Raw genomic sequence first — 21,961 nt, forward strand, 5'->3', positions numbered from 1 at the left:
GCTTCGGATGGCGGCGGGCCCTCCGCAACTCCTTGGGAAATGCCCGATTGATGCATATATGGCGTCAATTGTGGGGTAGGCGCCGATCACCCTTTCGTGTGCTTTTCACCAAAGACCTCAAGGGGCGAGCGGACCGCGCCGACAAAGGATGGGTGAGTACCCTTGCGCACACCATGATGACCGCCGCCCGCTCCGTCGAATCCGGCCTCGCCGGTTCGGGCGAACTCGACCGCTACCCCTACGCGGAGGCGCCGGCCGGCGAACGCGCCGCGCTGCGTTCCTGGGGCGGTACCGATTCCGAGTTGGGACGAGCGAGCCGGCGGGGGGCCGCCAGTCGCGGCCGAGGACTCCACGGCCAACTTGTTCAGCAGCTTGGCCAGATGATCGTTTCCGGGGACCTGGGCGCCGATCGCCCGCTCGTTCCGGAGGAGATCGGTCAGCGCTTCGAGGTCTCCCGCACCGTCGTGCGCGAGTCGCTGCGCGTTCTTGAGGCCAAGGGCCTGGTCAGTGCCCGTCCGAATGTGGGTACCAGGGTCCGCCCGGTCAGCGACTGGAACCTCCTGGACCCCGACATCATCGAATGGCGTGCCTTCGGGCCGTCGCGCGACGACCAGCGCAGGGAGCTCGGTGAGCTCCGCTGGACGATCGAGCCGCTCGCCGCGCGGCTCGCCGCGGGCCACGGGCGTGAGGACATCCAGCAGCGCCTCGGCGACATGGTCGAGATCATGGGGCACGCGATGGCGCAGGGTGACGGGATCACCTTCTCGCGTGCCGACGCGGAGTTCCACGCCCTTCTGATCCAGGCCGCGGGCAACCGCATGCTGGAGCACCTCTCCGGCATCGTCTCGGCGGCGCTCCAGGTCTCCGGCGCACCCGTCACCGGCTGTGACCGTCCGACCGAGTCGTCGCTCGGCCATCACGCGCGGATCGTCGAGGCCCTCGCGACAGGTGACTCTGTCGGCGCCGAAGCGGCGATGCGCCAGTTGCTCATGGTTCACCCGGAAGTGGAGCGAGTGGTTCCCGCGCCGCGCGAGCACTGAGCGCGGCACGGCCGGGGTGTACGGACCATGTGTCGCCGGATCCTCGCGATCCGGCGGCACAATTGTGGAGAGATGTCACCTCTGGCACTGTTCGTCGCATATGAGGTGTGACTCGGGCCACGCGGATTGGGCGTAACACTCCTCGAAACAGTGCGATGACTTAAGAGGTGACCGTCGCGGAAGGAATACAGCAGCTATCCAGTGCGCTGTGCAGTTCTGAGGCCAAACCCGCGCCGTCGGCAACATTCCCAGCCGACGGTCGTCGGTTCCAGCCCTCTCAGGGGCCGGGCCGGAAGCCGTTTCCATCGTTCCGAGAGGTTGTTCGTGTCGGCCAGCACATCCCGTACGCTCCCGCCGGAGATCGCCGAGTCCGAGTCTGTGATGGCGCTCATCGAGCGGGGAAAGGCTGATGGGCAGATCGCCGGCGATGACGTGCGTCGGGCCTTCGAGGCTGACCAGATTCCGCCAACCCAGTGGAAGAATGTTCTGCGCAGCCTCAACCAGATCCTCGAGGAAGAGGGTGTGACGCTGATGGTCAGTGCCGCGGAGTCGCCGAAGCGCGCCCGCAAGAGCGTCGCAGCGAAGAGCCCGGTCAAGCGCACCGCCACCAAGACTGTCGCGGCCAAGACGACCGTGACGAGGACCGTCGCGGCCACGGCCGCCCCGGCGGCCGAGAGTGGTGATGCGGCGGCCGACGACGCCACCGCGACCGCTCCCGCGAAGAAGGCGGCAGCCAAGAAGACGGTTGCCAAGAAGACTGCCGTGAAGAAGACGGCAGCCAAGAAGACAGCAGCGAAGAAGTCCGGCAAGCAGGACGACGAGCTCCTCGACGGCGACGAGTCGGCCGAGGACGTCAAGGCCGGCAAGGGCGAGGAAGAGGAGGGCGAGGGCGAGAACAAGGGCTTCGTCCTCTCCGACGACGACGAGGACGACGCACCTGCGCAGCAGGTCGCCGTCGCCGGCGCCACGGCCGACCCCGTCAAGGACTATCTGAAGCAGATCGGCAAGGTCCCGCTCCTCAACGCCGAGCAGGAGGTCGAGCTCGCCAAGCGCATCGAGGCGGGCCTGTTCGCCGAGGACAAGCTGGCGAATTCCGACAAGCTCGCGCCGAAGCTCAAGCGCGAGCTGGAGATCATCGCCGAGGACGGCCGCCGCGCCAAGAACCACCTGCTGGAGGCCAACCTCCGACTCGTGGTCTCCCTGGCCAAGCGCTACACCGGCCGCGGCATGCTCTTCCTGGACCTGATCCAGGAAGGCAACCTGGGTCTGATCCGCGCGGTCGAGAAGTTCGACTACACCAAGGGCTACAAGTTCTCCACGTACGCCACCTGGTGGATCCGTCAGGCGATCACCCGCGCCATGGCCGACCAGGCCCGCACCATCCGTATCCCGGTGCACATGGTCGAGGTCATCAACAAGCTCGCGCGTGTGCAGCGCCAGATGCTCCAGGACCTGGGCCGTGAGCCCACCCCGGAGGAGCTGGCCAAGGAGCTCGACATGACCCCTGAAAAGGTCATCGAGGTCCAGAAGTACGGCCGTGAGCCGATCTCCCTCCACACCCCGCTGGGTGAGGACGGCGACAGCGAGTTCGGAGACCTGATCGAGGACTCCGAGGCGGTCGTGCCGGCCGACGCGGTCAGCTTCACGCTGCTCCAGGAGCAGTTGCACTCGGTGCTCGACACGCTCTCCGAGCGTGAGGCCGGCGTGGTCTCGATGCGCTTCGGTCTCACCGACGGTCAGCCGAAGACGCTCGACGAGATCGGCAAGGTCTACGGCGTGACGCGTGAGCGCATCCGTCAGATCGAGTCGAAGACCATGTCGAAGCTGCGTCACCCGTCGCGTTCGCAGGTGCTGCGCGACTACCTCGACTAGGTCGCAGGCGTACGCAGGCCGAGGGCCCGGACCCCATGGGGGATGCCGGGCCCTCGGCCTTTTTCGCGCGTGCGGCCCGGGGCGGGCTGGATGACTCTGAGTGGACATCGTTCACCCAGAGTCAGGAGTCCCCATGCCCCGTACCGCCCTCCGTGCCGTGACCGGGGCTCTCGCCCTGGCCGCTTCCGCCGCCGTGCTGCCCCTGGGATCGCCCGTCCAGGCGGCTGCGGACAGCATCGTCATCGGTGGGGAACCGGCGCACGTCGCGGACAGTCCCTGGGCCGTGGCACTGTCCAGCCGTGACCGGTTCGGAGGAACCCGGGCCGGTCAGTTCTGCGGCGCCGTGGTGATCGCGCCGTCCAAGGTCCTCACGGCGGCGCACTGCCTCGGGCGCGAGGTCCTCGGCGCCGAGGTGAGCGAGATCCGCGACCTCCGGGTCATCGCCGGACGGGACGAGCTGCTCGGGTCCGGAGGGCGGGAGATCGCCGTGCGTCACGCCTGGATCAATCCCGGTTACGACCCCGACCTGAACGCCGGCGACCTCGCGGTGCTCACCCTCGCCGAGAAGCTGCCCACGAGCAGCGTGATCGGGATGGCGAAGGAGGGCGACGCGGCCTACGAGGCGGGCACGCGCGCGGCGGTCTACGGGTGGGGCGACACGACCGGGAGCGGGACCTACGCCTTCGCCCTGCGTGCGGCCCCGGTGCAGGTGCTGCCGGACGCCAGGTGCGAGCAGGCGTACCCGGGCGGCCTGGACGGCACGTACGACGCCACAACGATGCTCTGTGCGGGCGATCCCGAGGGCGGGCACGATGCGTGCCAGGGGGACAGTGGAGGGCCGCTGGTGGCCCGTGGGCGGCTTGTCGGCCTGGTCTCCTGGGGCAGCGGGTGCGGGCAGGCGGGAAGCCCGGGTGTCTACACGCGGATCTCCGCGGCGATCGGCTGGATGGCCGGCCAGGCCTGACGGGCATCACTCACAGGGCATGAGAACGGGCGGCGTCCCCCTGGCAGGGGAAGCCGCCCGTCGGCCGATTCAGGAACCGGACCCTGGCTCGTCGTGGATGCGAGGTGTCAGTGTTGTTCCTCGTCGGCGGCACTTGCCTGCACGGCAGTGAGCCGATCCGTCTCATCCTGTATTTCCGCGGCGATCTTCTTGAGTTCCGGCTCGAACTTGCGACCGTGGTGGGCGCAGAAGAGCAGTTCACCGCCGCTGATCAGGACGACGCGCAGGTATGCCTGGGCGCCGCAACGGTCACAGCGGTCTGCTGCGGTCAGCGGGCTCGCGGGGGTCAGAACAGTAGTCACGTCGCCTCTTCTCTAGCTCGACGAGCTGTCGTACCAGGGTCAACATCCAACCAGGCCGAAAACGTTCCCGCTCGTGGCTTTTCTTCGAAACTTCTTCTCGAGATGGCTGTCTGTTGCCGGTTGGCGGCGAATGTGCCGTATTGCGTAGCGCTACGGTTTCGCGTTGCTTGTCTTGGTGGGTCCGTCCGCCCGGCCGGCTTGCCGGGTTGTTCATGAGGACGTGCCCGGAGCCTAAATGGTTCATGCCTCGAAGGGAACGTGATGTGCACGTCACTCCAACGAATGATCGAACGTGTATGCGACGCTGCACTAGCATGAGGATTCCCCGTGGGTGGCGTTACAACCGCTCTACCAGGGCTCTGTAGGCTCTCAGCGGCTACCGAAGTCGAGCCCGTTACCCAGTGGGCCCCAAATGAAATTCAGCGAGGAGCGAACCGCGTGACCGCCGATACGTCCGTGCCGTCCACTGCGCTGCTGACCGGAGCAGGCGGCGTCGTAGACAGGGACAGCTCCAACTACACCGCGCGGCACCTTCTGGTCCTTGAGGGGCTTGAGGCGGTTCGCAAGCGCCCGGGGATGTACATCGGGTCCACCGACAGCCGCGGTCTCATGCACTGCGTGTGGGAAATCATCGACAACTCGGTCGACGAGGCCCTCGGTGGCTACTGCGACGCCATCGAGGTCATCCTCCACGACGACGGTTCCGTCGAGGTCCGGGACAACGGCCGCGGCATCCCGGTCGACGTCGAGCCCAAGACGGGGCTCTCCGGCATCGAGGTCGTCATGACCAAGCTGCACGCCGGCGGAAAGTTCGGCGGCGGCTCGTACGCGGCCTCCGGCGGCCTGCACGGCGTGGGCGCCTCCGTGGTCAACGCCCTCTCCGCCCGGCTGGACGTCGAGGTCGACAGGAACAGCTCGACCCACTCGATCAGCTTCCGGCGCGGCGTCCCCGGGATGTTCACCGAGCAGGGCCCGGACAGCCCGTTCGATCCGGCCAACGGGCTGCGCAAGGGGAAGCGGGTCCCGAAGAACCGCACCGGTACCCGGGTGCGGTACTGGGCGGACCGGCAGATCTTCCTCAAGGACGCCAAGCTCAACCTGGAGACGCTCCACCAGCGGGCCCGCCAGACCGCCTTCCTCGTCCCGGGGCTCACCATCGTCGTCCGCGACGAGCGGGGCATCGACGGCGAGGGAAAGACGGAAGAGACGTTCCGCTTCGACGGTGGAATCAGCGAATTCTGTGAGTACCTGGCGCAGGACAAGGCCGTCTGCGACATCCAGCGCCTGACGGGCACCGGCACCTTCAAGGAGACCGTGCCGGTTCTCGACGAGCGCGGTCACATGACGCCCACCGAGGTGACCCGGGAGCTCGGTGTGGACATCGCGCTGCGCTGGGGCACCGGGTACGACACCAACGTCAAGTCCTTCGTCAACATCATCGCCACCCCCAAGGGCGGCACGCACGTGTCCGGATTCGAACGCTCCGTGACCAAGACGGTCAACGAGGTGCTCCGCTCCGCCAAGCTGCTGCGCGTCGCCGAGGACGACATCGTCAAGGACGACGCCCTGGAGGGCCTCACGGCGGTCGTCACCGTACGACTGGCGGAGCCGCAGTTCGAGGGGCAGACCAAGGAGGTGCTCGGCACCTCCGCGGCCAACCGGATCGTCTCCACCGTGGTGGCCAGGGAGCTCAAGGCGTTCCTGACCTCCACCAAGCGTGACGCCAAGGCGCAGGCCAGGGCCGTGCTGGACAAGGCGGTGGCCGCGGCCCGCACCCGCATCGCAGCCCGTCAGCACAAGGACGCGCAGCGTCGCAAGACCGCGCTCGAGTCCTCCTCGCTGCCCGCGAAGCTCGCCGACTGCCGCAGCGACGACGTGGGCCGCAGCGAGCTCTTCATCGTGGAGGGCGACTCGGCGCTCGGTACGGCCAAGCTGGCCCGGAACAGCGAGTTCCAGGCCCTGCTGCCGATCCGGGGCAAGATTCTCAACGTTCAGAAGTCGTCCGTCTCGGACATGCTCAAGAACGCCGAGTGCGGCGCCATCATCCAGGTCATAGGGGCCGGGTCCGGGCGGACCTTCGACATCGACGCCGCCCGCTACGGCAAGATCGTCCTGCTGGTGGACGCCGACGTCGACGGCGCCCACATCCGGTGTCTGCTGCTCACGCTCTTCCAGCGGTACATGCGGCCCATGGTCGAGGCGGGGCGGGTCTTCGCCGCCGTGCCGCCGCTGCACCGGATCGAGCTCGTCCAGCCCAAGAAGGGCCAGGACAAGTACGTCTACACGTACTCCGACGGCGAGCTGCGCCAGACGCTGCTGGAGCTCCAGCGGAAGAACGTCCGGATCAAGGACTCGATCCAGCGCTACAAGGGTCTCGGCGAGATGGACGCGGACCAGCTGGCGGAGACCACGATGGACCCGCGGCACCGCACCCTGCGGCGGATCAACATCGGCGACCTCGAATCCTCCGAGCAGGTGTTCGATCTCCTGATGGGCAACGAGGTGGCGCCCCGCAAGGAGTTCATCACCAGCTCGGCCGCCACGCTCGACCGGTCGCGCATCGACGCCTGACCGCTCACCGCTCACCGCGACAGGGGTCCTCCCGCACCAGGGAGGGCCCCTGACGCATGCGGTACACGCACCATCGGGTCATCGCACAACCGACCAGGCGGTACGTCACCTGAAGAGGTGAAGCCCGGCGAATGAAGTGCCCGGGATCTTCCCGATCTGCCCATTCTTGGCTACGCGGCCGAAAAGGTCCGTGGACAAGGGAGTAGTTCGGTGGAGAAGGAAGCAGGGTTCGAGGCCGCAGCGGTGCGGCTGGACGACCCGTGGTACGACGAGCCGCCCCCGGGCTGGGGCGAGCTGGACGGTACGGGCAGCGGTGTGCCCGAGGGGCCGTCCGGGCCCGCACTGCCGCAGCAGGGCCACAGCGCGGCGGACATCTACCTGGAAGTGCAGCGCAGCGAGGCGTTCCGCGAAGTGCGCCGCAGGTACCGGCGCTTCGTGGTCCCGGCGGCGGTGGCCTTCCTCCTCTGGTACGTCGCCTACGTCGTCGCGGCCACGACGGCACACGAACTGATGGCCCGTCCGGTGGCCGGCGCCGTCAACGTCGCGATGGTCGCCGGGCTCGGGCAGTTCCTCACCACCTTCCTCCTGACCTGGGCGTACGCGCGCCACGCGCGGCTGCGCAGGGACCGGGCGGCGCTCGATCTGCGGTGGGACACCCAGGAGATGACGAGAGGGATCGGGCGTTGAGCGCGGACGAGTGGGGCGGGGACCACCAGACGCTGGCGCTCCTGCTGTTCAGCGCGTTCATCGCGGTGACGCTCGGCATCACCACCTGGGTGGGCCGGAACCGGCAGGGCTCGCCGGAGGAGTTCTACGCGGGCGGGCGGCTGTTCTCGCCCATGGAGAACGGATTCGCCATCGCGGGCGACTACATGTCGGCGGCGTCCTTCCTCGGTATCTCCGGGCTGATCGCCCTCTTCGGCTACGACGGCATGCTCTACTCGGTCGGCTTCCTCGTGGCCTGGCTGGTCGTCCTGCTCCTCGTTGCCGAACTCGTGCGCAACTGCGGCCGGTTCACCCTCGCCGATGTGGTCGCCGCACGCATGGCGGAGCGGCCCGTACGCACGGCGGTGGGTGCCTCGTCCGTCACCGTCTCCGTGCTCTACCTGGTGGCGCAGATGGTGGGCGCCGGCAGTCTCGTGGCGCTGCTCCTCGGCGGTACGAGCGATGCCGCACGCTCCTGGACCGTCGTGGGGGTCGGGGCGCTGATGGTGATCTACGTGTCGCTGGGCGGCATGCGGGCCACCACCTGGATCCAGATCGTCAAGGCCGTCCTGCTCATGGCGGGTGCGGTCGCGCTCACGGTGCTCGTCCTGGTGCACTTCCACGGCAACGTCAACGCGCTGCTCAACTCCGCCGCCGAACGCAGCGGCCACGGCAAGGACTTCCTCGCCCCCGGACTCCGGTACGGCGGCAGCTGGACGGCCCGGTTCGACTTCATCAGCCTGGGCCTGGCCCTGGTGCTGGGTACGGCCGGGCTGCCGCACATCCTCTCGCGCTTCTACACCGTGCCCACGGCCCGGGCAGCCCGCCGCTCCGTCGTCTGGTCCATCGGGCTCATCGGCAGCTTCTATCTGATGACGATCGTGCTCGGGTTCGGCGCGGCGGCGCTGGTCGGCCCGGCGGACGTACGGGCGTCGAACGCCTCGGGGAACACGGCCGTCCCGTTGCTGGCCCTGGTGCTCGGCGGCGGTGAGGGCTCCACCGGCGGAACGGTTCTCTTCGCCGTGGTCGCAGCCATCGCCTTCGCGACCATCCTGGCGGTCGTCGCCGGGATCACGCTGGCCTCGTCGGCGTCCGTGGCGCACGACCTCTACGCCTCGCTCAGGCGTCCCGGCGCCCGGCAGCACAGCGAGGTCGCGGTCGCACGGGTCGCCGCCGCGGGGGTCGGGGTGGTCGCCATCGCGCTGGGGCTCCTCGCCCAGGACCTGAACGTCGCGTTCCTGGTCGGACTCGCCTTCGCCGTGGCGGCTTCGGCCAATCTGCCGGCCCTGCTCTACTCGCTGTTCTGGCGGAACTTCACCACCCGCGGAGCCGTCTGGGCGGTCTACGGCGGGCTGATCCCCGCCATCCTGCTCGTCCTGCTCTCACCGGTCGTCTCGGGCAGCCCCGCCTCGCTGTTCCCGGGCGTGGACTTCCAGCTCTTCCCCCTGGAGAATCCCGGACTCGTCTCCATTCCGCTGGGGTTCCTGGCCGGCTGGCTGGGCACGGTGACCTCGCCGGAACCGCCCGACGAGGCGAAGCACGCGGAGACCGAGGTCCGCTCGCTGACCGGGGCGGGAGCGGTGTGAACGAGAGGCCGGGTCAGCTGCCCGTGGCCCAGGTGTAGCGGTGTTCCGGGCGGCCCGTCTCGCCGTACCGCAGGGACAGGCGGACCCGCCCGGTGCGCTCCAGCAGCTTCAGATAGCGCTGTGCGGTCTGCCTGCTCATCCCGGCGCTCTCCGCGATCTCCTGCGCGGAGAGCGGCCGGTCGGCGGTGCGCAGCGCCTGCCGTACGAGTTCCGCGGTGGTCGGTGAATGTCCCTTGGGGAGGTCGGGCTCGCCGACGGTCCACAGGGCGCCGAAAAGCCGGTCCACCTCGGCCTGTTCGGCCTCGCCGCCGCTTTCCAGCGTGTGGTGCAGGGCCGCGTACGCCTCCAGTTTGGTGCGCAGGCCCGCGTAGGTGAACGGCTTCACCAGGTACTGGAGCGCGCCGTGCCGCATGGCGGCCTGCACGGTGGCCACATCGCGGGCCGCGGTCACCATGATCACGTCCGTGTGGTGGCCGAGCGCGCGGAGTTCCCGGACCACGGAGAGGCCGTTGCGGTCGGGGAGGTAGTGGTCGAGCAGGACGAGGTCGACGGGCGTCTCCGCGAGCCTGGCGAGTGCCTCGGCCGCGGTGTGGGCCTGCGCGGCCACCCGGAAGCCGGGCACCTTGGAGACGTACGCCGCGTTGATCTGCGCGACGCGGACGTCGTCGTCGACGATCAGCACCTCGATCACGGGGCCTCTTCCGTCGCAGCGAGGGGGGTGACCGGAGCGTCCGGGGCCCCGGGCTCGTGCAGGGCCTCGGGGAGGACCACGGTGAACACCGCCCCGCCTTCCGCGGCCGTGGCGACGGCCGCGCTTCCGCCCTGGCGCTCCGCCAGCCGTCGTACCAGCGCGAGCCCGAGTCCGCGTTTTCCGTGCGCCGGGAGCTCCTTGGTGGACCAGCCCTCCGTGAAGATCGATTCACGCTGGTCTGCCGGTACGCCGGCGCCGCTGTCCCGCACCCGGAGAATCACCGTAGGCCCCTCCGCCCACAGCCCCACCTCGACGAGGGCGTCCGCCGACCCGGCCGCCGCGTCCAGCGCGTTGTCGACGAGGTTGCCGACGACCGTGACCAGGCCGCGCGGGTCCACGAGCCGGTCCGGGAGCAGGGTGCCGGGGGCCATGCGCAGCGAGACCCCGCGTTCGGCGGACACCGTGGCCTTGCCGACCAGGAGTGCGGCCAGCAGCGGGTCGTGGACCCGCTCGGTGACCTGTTCCGCGGTCGCGCGGTGGACGCCGACGACCTCGGTGACGAACTCCATCGCGTCGTCGTGCATCTCCAGCTCCAGCAGACCCAGGAGGGTGTGCAGCCGGTTGGCGTGCTCGTGGTCCTGGGCGCGGAGCGCGTCGATCAGACCGCGGGTGGAGTCGAGCTCGCGGCCCAGGTGTTCCAGTTCCGTGCGGTCGCGGAGGGTGGCCACGGCGCCGCCGTCGTCGGTCGGCATCCGGTTGGCCAGCAGGACCCGGTTGCCGCGGACGGTCAGCAGGTCGTCGCCGACCACCCGTCCGGCCAGCACGTCCGCCGTCCGGCCCTCGCCCAGTGCCTCGTCCAGCGGGCGGCCCGCGGCGTCCGGGCCGAGGCCGAGCAGGCGCTGGGCCTCGTCGTTCAGCAGCCGGATGCGTCCGGTCCTGTCGAGGGCGACGACGCCTTCGCGAATGCTGTGGAGCATCGCCTCGCGCTCGGTGAGCAGCGCCGAGATGTCGGAGAAGGCCAGGTCGTGGGTCTGCCGCTGGAGTCGGCGGGAGATCAGATACGCGGCGAGGGCACCGACGGCCAGCGCTCCGCCCGCATAGGCGAGCAGCCCGGGAATCGTCGCCAGCAGCCGGGCGCGGACGCTGTCGTAGGCGATACCGACGGAGACCGCCCCCACGATCCGGTCGGACGCGTCGTGGAGCGGAACCTTGCCGCGGGCCGAGCGGCCGAGCGTACCGCTGTCGATCTCCATCACGTTCCGGCCCGCGAGTGCCTCGCTGGGGTCCGTGGACACGACCCTGCCGATCTGCCGGCTGTCCGTGTGCGACCAGCGCACCCCCCGCCGGTCCATCACCACGACGTACTCCGCGCCGGTGGCCTTCCTGATCCGTTCGGCCGCTGTCTGCACGGGGCCGCCCGGGGTCGGCTCCGTGGCCAGCAGGGACGTGGTGATCCCGGACTGGGCGGCGGTGCTCTGGGCTATGGCGAGGGCGCGGCGCATCGCCTGGTCGTCGAGCTGGGCGCTGAGGGGCGCCAGGAAGAGACCGGTGACCAGCACCGTGACTCCGGTGATGATGGTCAGCTGGATCAGGAGGACCTGGGAGAAGACCCGTTTCGGCCAGCCGAGCCGGCGGGGTCCCCGTGCGGCGTTCGGCGGGGCGTTCACCGTACGAACGGTAAAGGGCCTCCCGGCCCTTTCCGAAATCTCGCCTCTCCGGAATCCCGGCCGGTGGACCGGCTACCCGGCGGGCAGGGGCCGCGGCGGGCGGGGGCCCTCGTACTGCCCGATGGGCCGCAGGCGCAGCGGACGCTCCGCGTACTCCTCCAGGGCGTGGGCGATCCAGCCCGCCGTGCGGGACACCGCGAACACCGTCTCGCCCGCTTCCGCGGGCATGCCGCGCGCGACCGAGAGGACCGCGAGCGCCAGGTCGATGTTGGCGTGCAGGGGGGTGTGGCGGGCGGTGGTGGCGACGACGTCGCGGGCCGCCGCCAGCACGGGGGCCGCTTGCGGCACCTCGGCGAGCAGGGCGAAGAGGGCCGTCGCCCTGGGGTCCTCGCCGGTGTAGAGACGGTGGCCCAGGCCCGGTACCGGGCGGCCGGTACGGAGATGGTCGGCGACCACGGGGGCCGCTCCGCCCCGGTCCACGACCTCGGCCAGCATGCGGTGGGCCAGGCCGCTCGCGGCGCCGTGCAGCGGTCCTTCCAGGACGCCGAGGCCCGCGGAGACCACCGCGTACGGATGGGCGTGGGCGGAGGCGGCGACCCGGGCGGCCAGGGTCGAGGCCGCCAGGTCGTGGTCGGTCAGCAGGGCTAGGGCGGTGTCCAGGACGGTGAGCGAGGCGGCGTCGGCCGGCTGTGCGGTGAGCCTCGGCCACAGCTGACGGGCGATGCCCGCGCCGTTCCCGCTGTCTCCGTCGGCGGGGAGTTCCCGTCCTCCGGCCATCGGCAGTGCGCCCACCAGGGTGGGGATCATGCCGCGCGCGCTGTTGAGGACGCCGCGTGAGCTGAGGTCGAAGCGCAGGGGGTCGGCGGCTGCCGCGGCGACGAGCGCGACCCGCAGGCGGTCCGTGGAGCCGCTGTGCGCGGGCAGCGCGTCGATGGCGCGCCGTGCTGCCGCGAGGGATTCCGGGGGCGCGGTGAAGCGGACGCCCGGCCGGATCTCGCCGGTCCAGACCCACTCGGCGACTTCCTCGTAGCTGTGGTGACGGGCCAGCTCCGTCGCGTCCACACCCCGGAAGTAGTACCGGTCGCGGTCGATGAACGTGATGCCGGTACGGAAGACGAGGTCGCCCTGGGCGGGTGCGGGGTCCCTCCGCCCCGTACGCCTGACCAGCGCCGCGACCTCGGCGGCGTCGAACGTGCTGCCGCGTCCCCCGGGGGCGCGCCTGCTGCTCAGCTGGCCCCGGCTGACGTAGGCGTACACGGTTTCGGGCTTCACGCCCAGCAGCTCCGCCGTCTCCCGCGTCGTGAGCCGTGGGCCCTCCGCCGCGTCTCCCGTGCCGGAGTGCTGCGCTGCTTGATCCGTCATGGTGCCCACCGTATCCATCGAGGCGTGCATTGATTCAATCAATATTGACAGGATTCGAGTCAAGCATGGACAGTCGAATCAATACATGGAATGCGCACGGATCACGGAAGAGGGCCCCGACATGTCTGCCACGACCACTGACACCGCACCGCTCGACGTACCCCGCGGCCTCGCGGGCGTCGTCGTCACCGATACCGCCCTCGGTGACGTCCGGGGGCGCGAGGGCTTCTACCACTACCGGCAGTACTCGGCGATCGAGCTGGCACAGAAGCGCAGCTTCGAGGACGTCTGGTACCTGATGTTCCACGGCGAGCTGCCCGGCCCGGCCGCCCGTGACGGCTTCACGGCCCGTACGGCGGCGCTGCGCCACCTGCCCGACGAGGTCACGCAGGCCCTGCCCGCCATCGCCCGCGCGGGCGCCGTGTCCGGCCCGCTCGCCGGGCTGCGCACGGCCCTCTCGCTGCTCGGAGCCTCAGCCGGATTCCGCCCGGTGTACGACCTCGACGCCGAGCGCCGCCGCGACGACGCCCTCGCGGCCTGCGCCGCCGTCCCGACCGTGCTCACCGCCCTGTACCGGCTCGGCCAGGGACTCGAACCGGTCGAGCCGCGCGACGACCTGCCGTACGCCGCGAACTACCTGTACATGCTCACCGGCTCGGAGCCGGAGGCCGCCCGGGTCAGGGCCGTCGAGCAGTACCTCATCTCCACCATCGACCACGGCTTCAACGCCTCGACGTTCACCGGCCGTGTCGTCGCCTCCACCGGCGCCGACGTGGCCGCCTGCCTCGTCGCCTCGGTCGGCGCGCTCTCCGGACCGCTGCACGGCGGCGCCCCCAGCCGCGCCCTGGACACGCTGGACGCGATCGGTACCCCCGACCGCGTCGACGGCTGGATCCGGGAGCGGGTCCTCGCGGGCGAGCGGATCATGGGCTTCGGGCATCCCGTGTACCGCACGGAGGACCCGCGTTCCCGGATGCTGCGCTCCGTCGCCCGGAGCTTCGGCGGACCGCTCGTCGACTTCGCGGTCGAGGTCGAACGCCAGGTGGAGGCGATCCTCGCCGAACTCAAGCCGGGGCGCGAGCTGCACACCAACGTGGAGTTCTACGCGGGAGTCGTCATGGAGCTCTGCGGACTCCCGCGCGAGATGTTCACCCCCACCTTCTGCGCGGCGCGGGTGATCGGCTGGAGCGCCAATATCCTGGAGCAGGCGGAGGACTCGAAGATCATCCGCCCGGCGGCCCGCTACATCGGCACGCCGCCGCCCCAGCCGGTCCCGGCACCCTGACCGACCACGAGAAAGGCCCTCGTTGACCCCGCCCCGCACCCCGCAGATCCCGGTCATCGTCCTGGCGGGCTTCCTGGGCTCCGGAAAGACGACACTGCTCAACCACCTCCTCCAGCACCGCGCGGGCAACCGGATCGGTGTCGTCGTCAATGACTTCGGTGCCATCGAGATCGACGCCATGACCGTCGCGGGGCAGGTCGGCTCGACGGTCTCGCTGGGCAACGGCTGTCTGTGCTGCGCCGTCGACGCGAGCGAACTCGACACCTACCTGGACACCCTGGCCAGGCCCGCCGCCCGCCTCGATGTGATCGTCATCGAGGCGAGCGGTCTCGCCGAACCCCAGGAGCTCGTCCGCATGCTCCTGGCCAGCGACAACCCGCGCATCCGGTACGGGGGACTGGTCGAGGTCGTCGACGCGGCCGAATTCGACCGCACCCGGGACCGCCATCCGGAGATCGACCGCCATCTCGCGGTCGCCGACCTCGTCGTGCTGAACAAGACGGACCGGGTGGGCGACGCGGAACACGCGAGGCTGCGCGAGGCCGTCGCCGCGGCGGGCAGCCGGGCGGCCGTCGTCTCCGCCGCGTACGGACGGATCGATCCCGGACTGCTCTTCGACCCCGTCCTGCGGCCCGACGAGGACGAGAAGGCCCGTCAGCTCACCTTCGAGGACCTGTTCCTGGAGGAGCGGGAGGCGCAGGCCGGGGAGGAGCACACGGGGCATCTCCACACGGCGTACGAGAGCGTCTCCTTCACCGCCGACGTCCCTCTGGACCCCCGCCGTCTGATGAGCTTTCTCGATTCCAGGCCCGAGGGGCTCTACCGGATCAAGGGCTTCGCCGATTTCGGCGCGGGGGACCCGGACAACCGGTACGCCCTGCACGCGGTCGGCCGCTTCCTGCGCTTCGTTCCGCAGCCGTGGGGGCGGGACGAGGGGCGGCTCAGCCAACTCGTGCTGATCGGTTCGGGTATCGACGCGGAGGCGCTGCACAAGGAACTCTCCGACTGCCGCGCGAGCGACGCGCCCGCAGCGGAGGGGGATGCCGCGCAGGACGCCACCCATGATCCGGAGCGGAGCATGTGGGGCGTCCTGCGGTACGTGCGACAGCCGGACGACGACACTCCCTAGGACCTGCCGTCGTCCGGCCTCCGCCTACACGGGGCCGGCGATCACCGCGACAGGGCTTGCCAGCGGGGTGCCCGAGCCGTCACGGCGCGGGTCCGGTTCGGGCAGCTGCGCCGGTGTTCCGTTCTTCTGCGCCGCCCGGGCCGGGACCGCGCCCGCCCAGGCGAAGACGAGGACGTCCTCGCCCTTGAGGAAGCGCTGGCAGCGCACGCCGCCGGTGGCCCGGCCCTTGCGCGGGTACTGATCGAACGGGGTGAGCTTCGACGTCAGCTCGGAGTCGTCCAGCGTGCCGTGCGAGCCCGCCACCGTGAACACCACCGCGTCCGCCGCCGGGTCCACCGCGGTGAACGAGAGCACCTCGGCCCCCGCCGCGAGCTTGACGCCCGCCATCCCGCCGGCCGGGCGGCCCTGGGGCCGCACCTGAGCCGCCGGATAGCGCAGCAGCTGGGCATCGGACGTGATGAAGACCAGGTCCTCCTCACCCGTACGCAGCTCGGCCGCTCCGACGATCCGGTCACCGTCCTTGAGCGTGATGACCTCCAACTCGTCCTTGTTGGCCGGGTAGTCGGGCACCACGCGTTTCACCACCCCCTGCAGGGTGCCGATCGCCAGACCGGGCGACGCCTCGTCCAGCGTGGTGAGACAGATCAGCTCCTCGTCCGTCTCCAGCGAGAGGAACTCCGAGACCGGCGCCCCTCCCGACAGGTTGGGGGCCGCATGCGTGTCCGGGAGCCGCGGCAGATCGATCACCGCCAGCCGCAGCAGCCGGCCGGTCGAGGTGACCGCGCCCACGTCGCCGCGCGCCGTCGCGGGGACGGCCGACACGATCACGTCGTGCTTGGTGCGCTTCGCGTCCTCGCCGATGACGATCGGGTCGGCGTTGGCCGTACGGGCGAGCAGTCCGGTGGAGGAGAGCAGCACCTGGCACGGGTCGTCCGCGACCTCCAGCGGCACCGAAGCGACCTGCGAACCCGCAGACTCCAGAAGCACCGTGCGGCGGTCCGTGCCGAACTTCTTCGCCACCGCGGCCAGTTCGCCGGAGACGAGCTTGCGCAGCTCCGCGTCCGAGTCGAGGATCGCGGACAGCTGCTCGATCTCGGCGTTGAGCCGGTCGCGCTCGCTCTCCAGCTCGATCCGGTCGAACCGGGTGAGCCTGCGCAGGGGGGTGTCCAGGATGTACTGCGTCTGGATCTCGCTCAGCGAGAAGCGCTCCATGAGCCGCTCCTTCGCCTGCGCCGAGTTGTCACTGTCCCGGATGAGACGGATGACCTCGTCGATGTCGACCAGCGCGACGAGCAGTCCCTCGACCAGGTGAAGCCGGTCGCGGCGCTTGGTGCGGCGGAACTCGCTGCGTCGGCGCACCACCTCGAAGCGGTGGTCGAGGTAGACCTCCAGGAGCTCCTTGAGCCCCAGGGTGAGCGGCTGGCCGTCGACCAGCGCCACGTTGTTGATGCCGAAGGACTCCTCCATCGGCGTCAGCTTGTAGAGCTGTTCGAGCACCGCCTCCGGCACGAAGCCGTTCTTGACCTCGATGACCAGACGCAGGCCGTGCGAGCGGTCGGTGAGGTCCTTGACGTCCGCGATGCCCTGGAGCTTCTTCGCCGAGACCAGGTCCTTGATCTTGGCGATCACCTTCTCCGGGCCGACGGTGAAGGGCAGTTCGGTGACGACGAGGCCCTTGCGGCGGGCCGTCACGTCCTCCACGGCGACCGTGGCGCGGATCTTGAACGTGCCGCGGCCTGCCGCGTAGGCGTCCTTGATCCCGCCGAGGCCGACGATCCGGCCACCGGTCGGCAGGTCCGGACCCGGGACGAACCGCATCAGGGTCTCCAGGTCCGCGCCCGGGTGCCTGATGAGGTGGCGGGCGGCGGCGATGACCTCGCCCAGGTTGTGCGGCGGCATGTTGGTCGCCATGCCGACCGCGATCCCGGTCGTGCCGTTGACCAGGAGGTTCGGGTAGGCCGCGGGGAGAACGACCGGCTCCCGCTCCTGGCCGTCGTAGTTCGACTGGTAGTCGACGGTGTCCTCGTCGATCGACTCCGTCATCAGCGACGTGGCGTCGGCCATCCGGCACTCGGTGTACCGCATGGCGGCCGGCGGGTCGTCGTTGCCGAGCGAGCCGAAGTTGCCGTGTCCGTCGACGAGCGGCAGGCGCATCGAGAACGGCTGCGCCATACGCACCAGCGCGTCGTAGATCGACGCGTCGCCGTGCGGGTGCAGCTTGCCCATGACTTCGCCGACGACACGGGCGCACTTCACGTAGCCGCGGTCGGGGCGCAGCCCCATCTCGTTCATCTGGGACACGATGCGGCGGTGCACCGGCTTCATGCCGTCGCGGGCGTCGGGCAGGGCCCTGGAGTAGATCACCGAGTAGGCGTACTCGAGGAAGGAGCCCTGCATTTCGTCGACGACGTCGATATCGAGGATCCTCTCCTCGAAGTCGTCCGGCGGCGGGGTCTTCGTGCTGCGGCGGGCCATCGCTGCTGCGACTCCTTCACGGATTCTGTTCGGGCAACCTCAGGTTCTGACGCGGACCATTGTGGACCGCCGCACTGACAACGCCGACCTCGACCCGTCCGTAGCGGTCCTGCGGGCCCCGCGGAGGGGTCCGTTTACGGCAGCATCTACGACAACATCCACGGATCGGGAACTTCGCCAGGTGCCGGTGCGCTTGCTTAGAGTGGCAGGTCTGGCAGGAAAACCTGTATCGCGATCGAAGGGACGTACATGCCCATGGGTCACACGGCCACAGCTCAGGCCGGCTCCGGCGGCAGAACAGCGACCGAGCACCGCCTGGCCAACGGCCTGCGTGTGGTGCTCTCCGAGGACCATCTGACCCCGGTCGCCGCGGTCTGTCTCTGGTACGACGTCGGTTCGCGCCACGAGGTCAAGGGGCGTACCGGCCTGGCTCACCTCTTCGAGCACCTGATGTTCCAGGGCTCGGGCCAGGTCAAGGGGAACGGGCACTTCGAGCTCGTACAGGGAGCCGGCGGTTCGCTGAACGGCACGACCAGTTTCGAGCGGACCAACTACTTCGAGGTCATGCCCACGCACCAGCTGGAGCTCGCGCTCTGGCTGGAGGCCGACCGCATGGGCTCGCTCCTCGCCGCGCTCGACGAGGAGTCCATGGAGAACCAGCGCGACGTCGTGAAGAACGAGCGTCGCCAGCGGTACGACAACGTTCCGTACGGCACGGCCTTCGAGAAGCTGACGGCTCTCGCCTACCCGGAGGGCCACCCGTACCACCACACCCCGATCGGCTCGATGGCCGACCTGGACGCCGCGACCCTGGAGGACGCGCGTACGTTCTTCCGTACGTACTACGCGCCCAACAACGCGGTGCTCTCGGTGGTCGGTGACATCGACCCGGAGGAGACCCTCGCCTGGGTCGAGAAGTACTTCGGTTCCATCCCGTCCCACGACGGGAAGCAGCCGCCGCGCGACGGCAGTCTGCCCGGGATCATCGGTGAGCAGCTGCGCGAAGTGGTCCACGCGGAGGTCCCGGCGCGCGCGCTGATGGCCGCCTACCGGCTGCCGCACGACGGCCTGCCGGAGTGCGACGCGGCGGACCTGGCACTGACCGTGCTCGGCGGCGGCGAGTCCTCCCGCCTGCACAACCGGCTGGTCCGCCGCGACCGTACGGCGGTGGCCGCCGGGTTCGGGCTGCTGAGGCTGTCCGGAGCGCCCTCGCTCGGCTGGCTGGACGTCAAGACGTCCGGTGGTGTCGAGGTGCCGCAGATCGAGGCCGCGGTCGACGAGGAGCTGGCCAGGTTCGCCGCCGAGGGCCCCACGCCCGAGGAAATGGAGCGGGCCCAGGCGCAGTTGGAGCGCGAGTGGCTGGACCGGCTCGGCACGGTCGAGGGCCGCGCCGACGAACTGTGCCGGTACGCCGTGCTGTTCGGCGACCCCCAGCTGGCCCTCACGGCCGTGCAGCGGGTGCTGGAGGTCACCCCCGAGCAGGTCCAGGAAGCCGCCAAGGCATGGCTGCGCCCCGACAACCGGGCGGTACTGGTCTACGAACCGCTCGAATCGCCGGACGACGCCGATGCCGACGAGGCCGGCACCGACACGCACGAGGGGGCGGAGCAGTGAGCGACGCCGCTGTGACTGGAGTAGCGATGGAGTACCACCCGCAGCCGACCGCGGGCGTGGCCAGGCCCTGGGCCTTCCCCGCACCCGAGCGGGGCGCCCTGCCCAATGGCCTCACCGTGCTGCGCTGCCACCGCCCCGGCCAGCAGGTCGTCGCGGTGGAGATCTTTCTGGACGCGCCGCTGGACGCGGAGCCCGAGGGCCTCGACGGCGTGGCCACGATCATGGCGCGCGCCCTGTCCGAGGGTACGGACAAGCGGTCCGCCGAGGAGTTCGCCGCCGAGCTGGAGCGCTGCGGCGCGACGCTCGACGCGCACGCCGACCACCCCGGTGTCCGGGTCTCCCTGGAGGTCCCGGTCTCCCGGCTGGCCAAGGCGCTCGGTCTGGTCGCCGAAGCGCTGCGGGCGCCCGCCTTCTCCGAGAGCGAGATCGAGCGGCTCGTGGCCAACCGCCTCGACGAGATCCCGCACGAGCAGGCCAACCCCGCCCGCCGGGCGGCCAAGCAGCTCTCCAAGGAGCTCTTCCCCGCCACGGCACGGATGTCGCGTCCGAGGCAGGGCACCGAGGAGACGGTGGAGCGGATCGACGCGGCGGCCGTGCGCGCCTTCTACGACGCACACCTCCGTCCGTCCACCGCGACGGCGGTCATCGTCGGCGACCTCACGGGGGTCGACGTGGACGCGCTCCTCGCCGACACCGTCGGCGACTGGTCGGGCAACGCGGCGGAGCCCCGCCCGGTCCCGCCCATCACCGCCGACGACCGCGGCCGGGTGGTGATCGTGGACCGTCCCGGCGCGGTGCAGACGCAGCTGCTGATCGGCCGCATCGGCGCCGACCGGCACGACAGCGTCTGGCCGGCGCAGGTCCTCGGCACGTACTGCCTGGGCGGCACCCTCACCTCGCGCCTGGACCGCGTGCTGCGCGAGGAGAAGGGCTACACCTACGGGGTACGCGCCTTCGGTCAGGTGCTGCGTTCCACGGCTCCGGGCTCCTCGTCCGGGCGTACCGGAGCGGCGATGCTCGCCATCAGCGGCTCGGTGGACACGGAGTCCACGGGACCGGCGCTGGAGGACCTGTGGAAGGTCCTGCGGACCCTGGCGGCCGAGGGGCTCACCGACGCCGAGCGCGAGACGGCCGTGCAGAACCTCGTGGGCGTCGCCCCGCTGAAGTTCGAGACGGCGGCGTCCGTGGCGGGCACCCTCGCCGACCAGGTCGAGCAGCACCTTCCGGACGACTACCAGGCCCAGCTGTACGCGCGTCTGGCCGAGACGGGCACCGTCGAGGCGACGGCCGCGGTGGTCAACGCGTTCCCCGTGGACCGGCTGGTCACGGTGCTCGTAGGTGACGCCTCACAGATCGCGGACCCCGTCCGCGCCCTGGACATCGGCGAGGTGTCGGTCGTCAGCGGCTGACGGACGGTCTGTTCACCGCCGTACGCACAAAAGGGCACATAAGGGACTCCGGTGGGCAACTTCCCACCGGAGTCCCTCCTTTTTGTCCGCTTTGAGGGGAAGGCTGCCTGTCTGCCCTGTGGGATGTACTACAAAACGGCCTGTCCGTTTGGTGATTGAAAGTTGTCCCGTTTAGCGTCGGCTCCGCTGTCCGTCACGTGCATGCCGCGTCCGCGGCGCCGGGCAGCCATCGCCGAGTCCCCGTCAGGCGCGAGCCTGGGGAGCCGGGGACCCACGAAGTCCCTGGGGTGAATCGGACGTCTGCGCTCTTCGGGCGCAGAGGCCCGTAGGAGACCTTCCTGCTCCGAACCCGTCAGCTAACCCGGTAGGCGAGAAGGAAGGAAAGGATCAGCCCCTCCATGGCGTTCACCCGTGCCACCGGGAAGCACCGTGCCCCGAGCCGCCTGACGCGCAAGAGCGTCCGGGTCGCCGGCATCGCGGCTCTGGCCACCACCGGCGTCATCGGCGGGATGGCCTCTCCGGCCCTCGCCGCGGACGAGGCCCGTACCGTCAGCGACACCGGCCTCACCCAGGCCGTCGCCATCGACGGAACCCTCGCCGACCAGATAGCCGCCCAGGCGAAGGCCCAGGAGCAGCAGGCCGAGGCCGCCGCCAAGGCAAAGGCCAAGGCGAAGGCGGAAGCCAAGGCGAAGGCGGAGGCCAAGGCCAAGGCGAAGGCCGAGGCGAAGCGCAAGGCCGAGGCCCGCGCCAAGGAGATCCGTGAGGCCGAGGCCCGCGCCGCCCGTGCGGCCGAACGCAAGCGGCTGAACTCGTTCCACCTTCCCGTCGCCGGTTCGTACGTCACCACCGGCTACAAGTCCAGCGGCTCCCTGTGGTCCTCGGGCAGTCACTCGGGTGTGGACTTCCGTGCCGCGTCCGGCTCCTCCGTCGTCGCCGTCGGCGCCGGCACGGTCGTCACGGCCGGCTGGGGCGGCGCGTACGGCAACAACATCGTGCTCCGGATGGCGGACGGCACGTACACCCAGTACGGCCACCTCTCCTCGATCGGCGTCTCCGTCGGCCAGAGCGTCACGTCCGGGCAGCAGATAGGTCTCTCCGGCTCGACCGGCAACTCCACCGGGCCGCACCTGCACTTCGAGGCCCGGACCACTCCGGAGTACGGCTCCGACATGGACCCCGTCGCGTACCTGCGCTCGCACGGTCTGAACGTCTGACCCACGCGTCGCACCACAGCGCTCCCCGAAGGCCCC

General features: G+C 70.2%; 16 protein-coding genes and 1 riboswitch. Of the genes, 11 read left to right on the forward strand and 5 right to left on the reverse strand.

The features are described from left to right. Positions 1-152 precede the first annotated feature (152 nt). The 3 genes from OG230_RS26730 (at position 153) to OG230_RS26740 (ending at position 3,876) form a co-directional block, all read left to right on the forward strand. On the forward strand, positions 153-1,040 hold the full coding sequence (locus OG230_RS26730) for a FadR/GntR family transcriptional regulator (protein ID WP_328906260.1): 888 nt from the start codon (positions 153-155) through the stop codon (positions 1,038-1,040). Positions 1,041-1,364: 324 nt separating this feature from the next. Then, positions 1,365-2,912, forward strand: coding sequence for an RNA polymerase sigma factor (locus OG230_RS26735; RefSeq protein ID WP_328906261.1), 1,548 nt, complete (start codon positions 1,365-1,367; stop codon positions 2,910-2,912). A gap of 133 nt (positions 2,913-3,045) precedes the next feature. Beyond that, positions 3,046-3,876, forward strand: a complete 831-nt coding sequence (locus tag OG230_RS26740) for a serine protease (protein ID WP_328906262.1) — start codon at positions 3,046-3,048, stop codon at positions 3,874-3,876. 107 nt (positions 3,877-3,983) lie between these two features. Here the strand turns inward: OG230_RS26740 and OG230_RS26745 are convergent, their stop codons facing one another. Continuing rightward, a complete protein-coding gene (locus OG230_RS26745) occupies positions 3,984-4,217 on the reverse strand; it encodes a DUF7455 domain-containing protein (protein WP_014153643.1) in 234 nt (77 codons plus the stop codon). A 438-nt stretch (positions 4,218-4,655) separates the two neighbouring features. Between OG230_RS26745 and OG230_RS26750 the strand changes: the two genes are divergently transcribed. The 3 genes from OG230_RS26750 (at position 4,656) to OG230_RS26760 (ending at position 9,079) form a co-directional block, all read left to right on the forward strand. Then, positions 4,656-6,788, forward strand: a complete 2,133-nt coding sequence (locus OG230_RS26750; RefSeq protein WP_328906263.1) for a DNA gyrase/topoisomerase IV subunit B — start codon at positions 4,656-4,658, stop codon at positions 6,786-6,788. 243 nt (positions 6,789-7,031) lie between these two features. Then, complete coding sequence (locus tag OG230_RS26755) at positions 7,032-7,475, forward strand: DUF485 domain-containing protein (RefSeq protein ID WP_328911547.1); 444 nt, start codon at positions 7,032-7,034, stop codon at positions 7,473-7,475. Further along, on the forward strand, positions 7,472-9,079 hold the full coding sequence (locus tag OG230_RS26760; protein WP_328906264.1) for a solute symporter family protein: 1,608 nt from the start codon (positions 7,472-7,474) through the stop codon (positions 9,077-9,079). Before OG230_RS26755 ends, OG230_RS26760 begins: the two co-directional genes overlap by 4 nt. Before the next feature lie 13 nt (positions 9,080-9,092). On the opposite strand, the gene OG230_RS26765 is transcribed toward OG230_RS26760, so the two are convergent. The 3 genes from OG230_RS26765 to OG230_RS26775 all read right to left on the reverse strand — a co-directional run bounded on the left by OG230_RS26765 (position 9,093) and on the right by OG230_RS26775 (position 12,799). Further along, positions 9,093-9,770, reverse strand: coding sequence for a DUF7342 family protein (locus OG230_RS26765; protein WP_328906265.1), 678 nt, complete (start codon positions 9,768-9,770; stop codon positions 9,093-9,095). Next, entirely contained in the window at positions 9,767-11,437 is a 1,671-nt protein-coding gene (locus OG230_RS26770; RefSeq protein ID WP_328906266.1) for a sensor histidine kinase, read from the reverse strand. Before OG230_RS26770 ends, OG230_RS26765 begins: the two co-directional genes overlap by 4 nt. A 72-nt stretch (positions 11,438-11,509) precedes the next feature. After that, entirely contained in the window at positions 11,510-12,799 is a 1,290-nt protein-coding gene (locus OG230_RS26775; protein WP_328906267.1) for a citrate synthase, read from the reverse strand. 121 nt (positions 12,800-12,920) lie between these two features. Between OG230_RS26775 and OG230_RS26780 the strand changes: the two genes are divergently transcribed. Together OG230_RS26780 and OG230_RS26785 are read left to right on the forward strand one after the other, a co-directional pair. Further along, the gene (locus tag OG230_RS26780) at positions 12,921-14,084 is read left to right on the forward strand and encodes a citrate synthase/methylcitrate synthase (RefSeq protein ID WP_328906268.1); all 1,164 of its coding nucleotides are present in this window, start codon (positions 12,921-12,923) and stop codon (positions 14,082-14,084) included. A 22-nt stretch (positions 14,085-14,106) separates the two neighbouring features. Beyond that, positions 14,107-15,213 (forward strand): CobW family GTP-binding protein, encoded by a 1,107-nt coding sequence (locus OG230_RS26785; protein WP_328906269.1) that lies wholly within the window; start codon positions 14,107-14,109, stop codon positions 15,211-15,213. A gap of 24 nt (positions 15,214-15,237) precedes the next feature. On the opposite strand, the gene OG230_RS26790 is transcribed toward OG230_RS26785, so the two are convergent. After that, positions 15,238-17,688 (reverse strand): DNA gyrase/topoisomerase IV subunit A, encoded by a 2,451-nt coding sequence (locus OG230_RS26790; RefSeq protein WP_328906270.1) that lies wholly within the window; start codon positions 17,686-17,688, stop codon positions 15,238-15,240. 249 nt (positions 17,689-17,937) lie between these two features. Here OG230_RS26790 and OG230_RS26795 point away from each other — a divergent pair, with 249 nt between their 5' ends. The 3 genes from OG230_RS26795 to OG230_RS26805 all read left to right on the forward strand — a co-directional run bounded on the left by OG230_RS26795 (position 17,938) and on the right by OG230_RS26805 (position 21,925). Further along, the gene (locus OG230_RS26795) at positions 17,938-19,302 is read left to right on the forward strand and encodes a M16 family metallopeptidase (RefSeq protein ID WP_328906271.1); all 1,365 of its coding nucleotides are present in this window, start codon (positions 17,938-17,940) and stop codon (positions 19,300-19,302) included. Positions 19,303-19,328: 26 nt separating this feature from the next. Next, positions 19,329-20,711, forward strand: coding sequence for a M16 family metallopeptidase (locus OG230_RS26800; RefSeq protein WP_328911548.1), 1,383 nt, complete (start codon positions 19,329-19,331; stop codon positions 20,709-20,711). A 220-nt stretch (positions 20,712-20,931) separates the two neighbouring features. Beyond that, a riboswitch (cyclic di-AMP (ydaO/yuaA leader) is annotated at positions 20,932-21,096 on the forward strand. Positions 21,097-21,109: 13 nt separating this feature from the next. Continuing rightward, positions 21,110-21,925, forward strand: a complete 816-nt coding sequence (locus tag OG230_RS26805) for a M23 family metallopeptidase (protein WP_328906272.1) — start codon at positions 21,110-21,112, stop codon at positions 21,923-21,925. The last annotated feature ends 36 nt before the right edge of the window (positions 21,926-21,961 follow it).

The organism is Streptomyces sp. NBC_00234 (assembly GCF_036195325.1).
Taxonomy (GTDB): Bacteria; Actinomycetota; Actinomycetes; order Streptomycetales; family Streptomycetaceae; genus Streptomyces.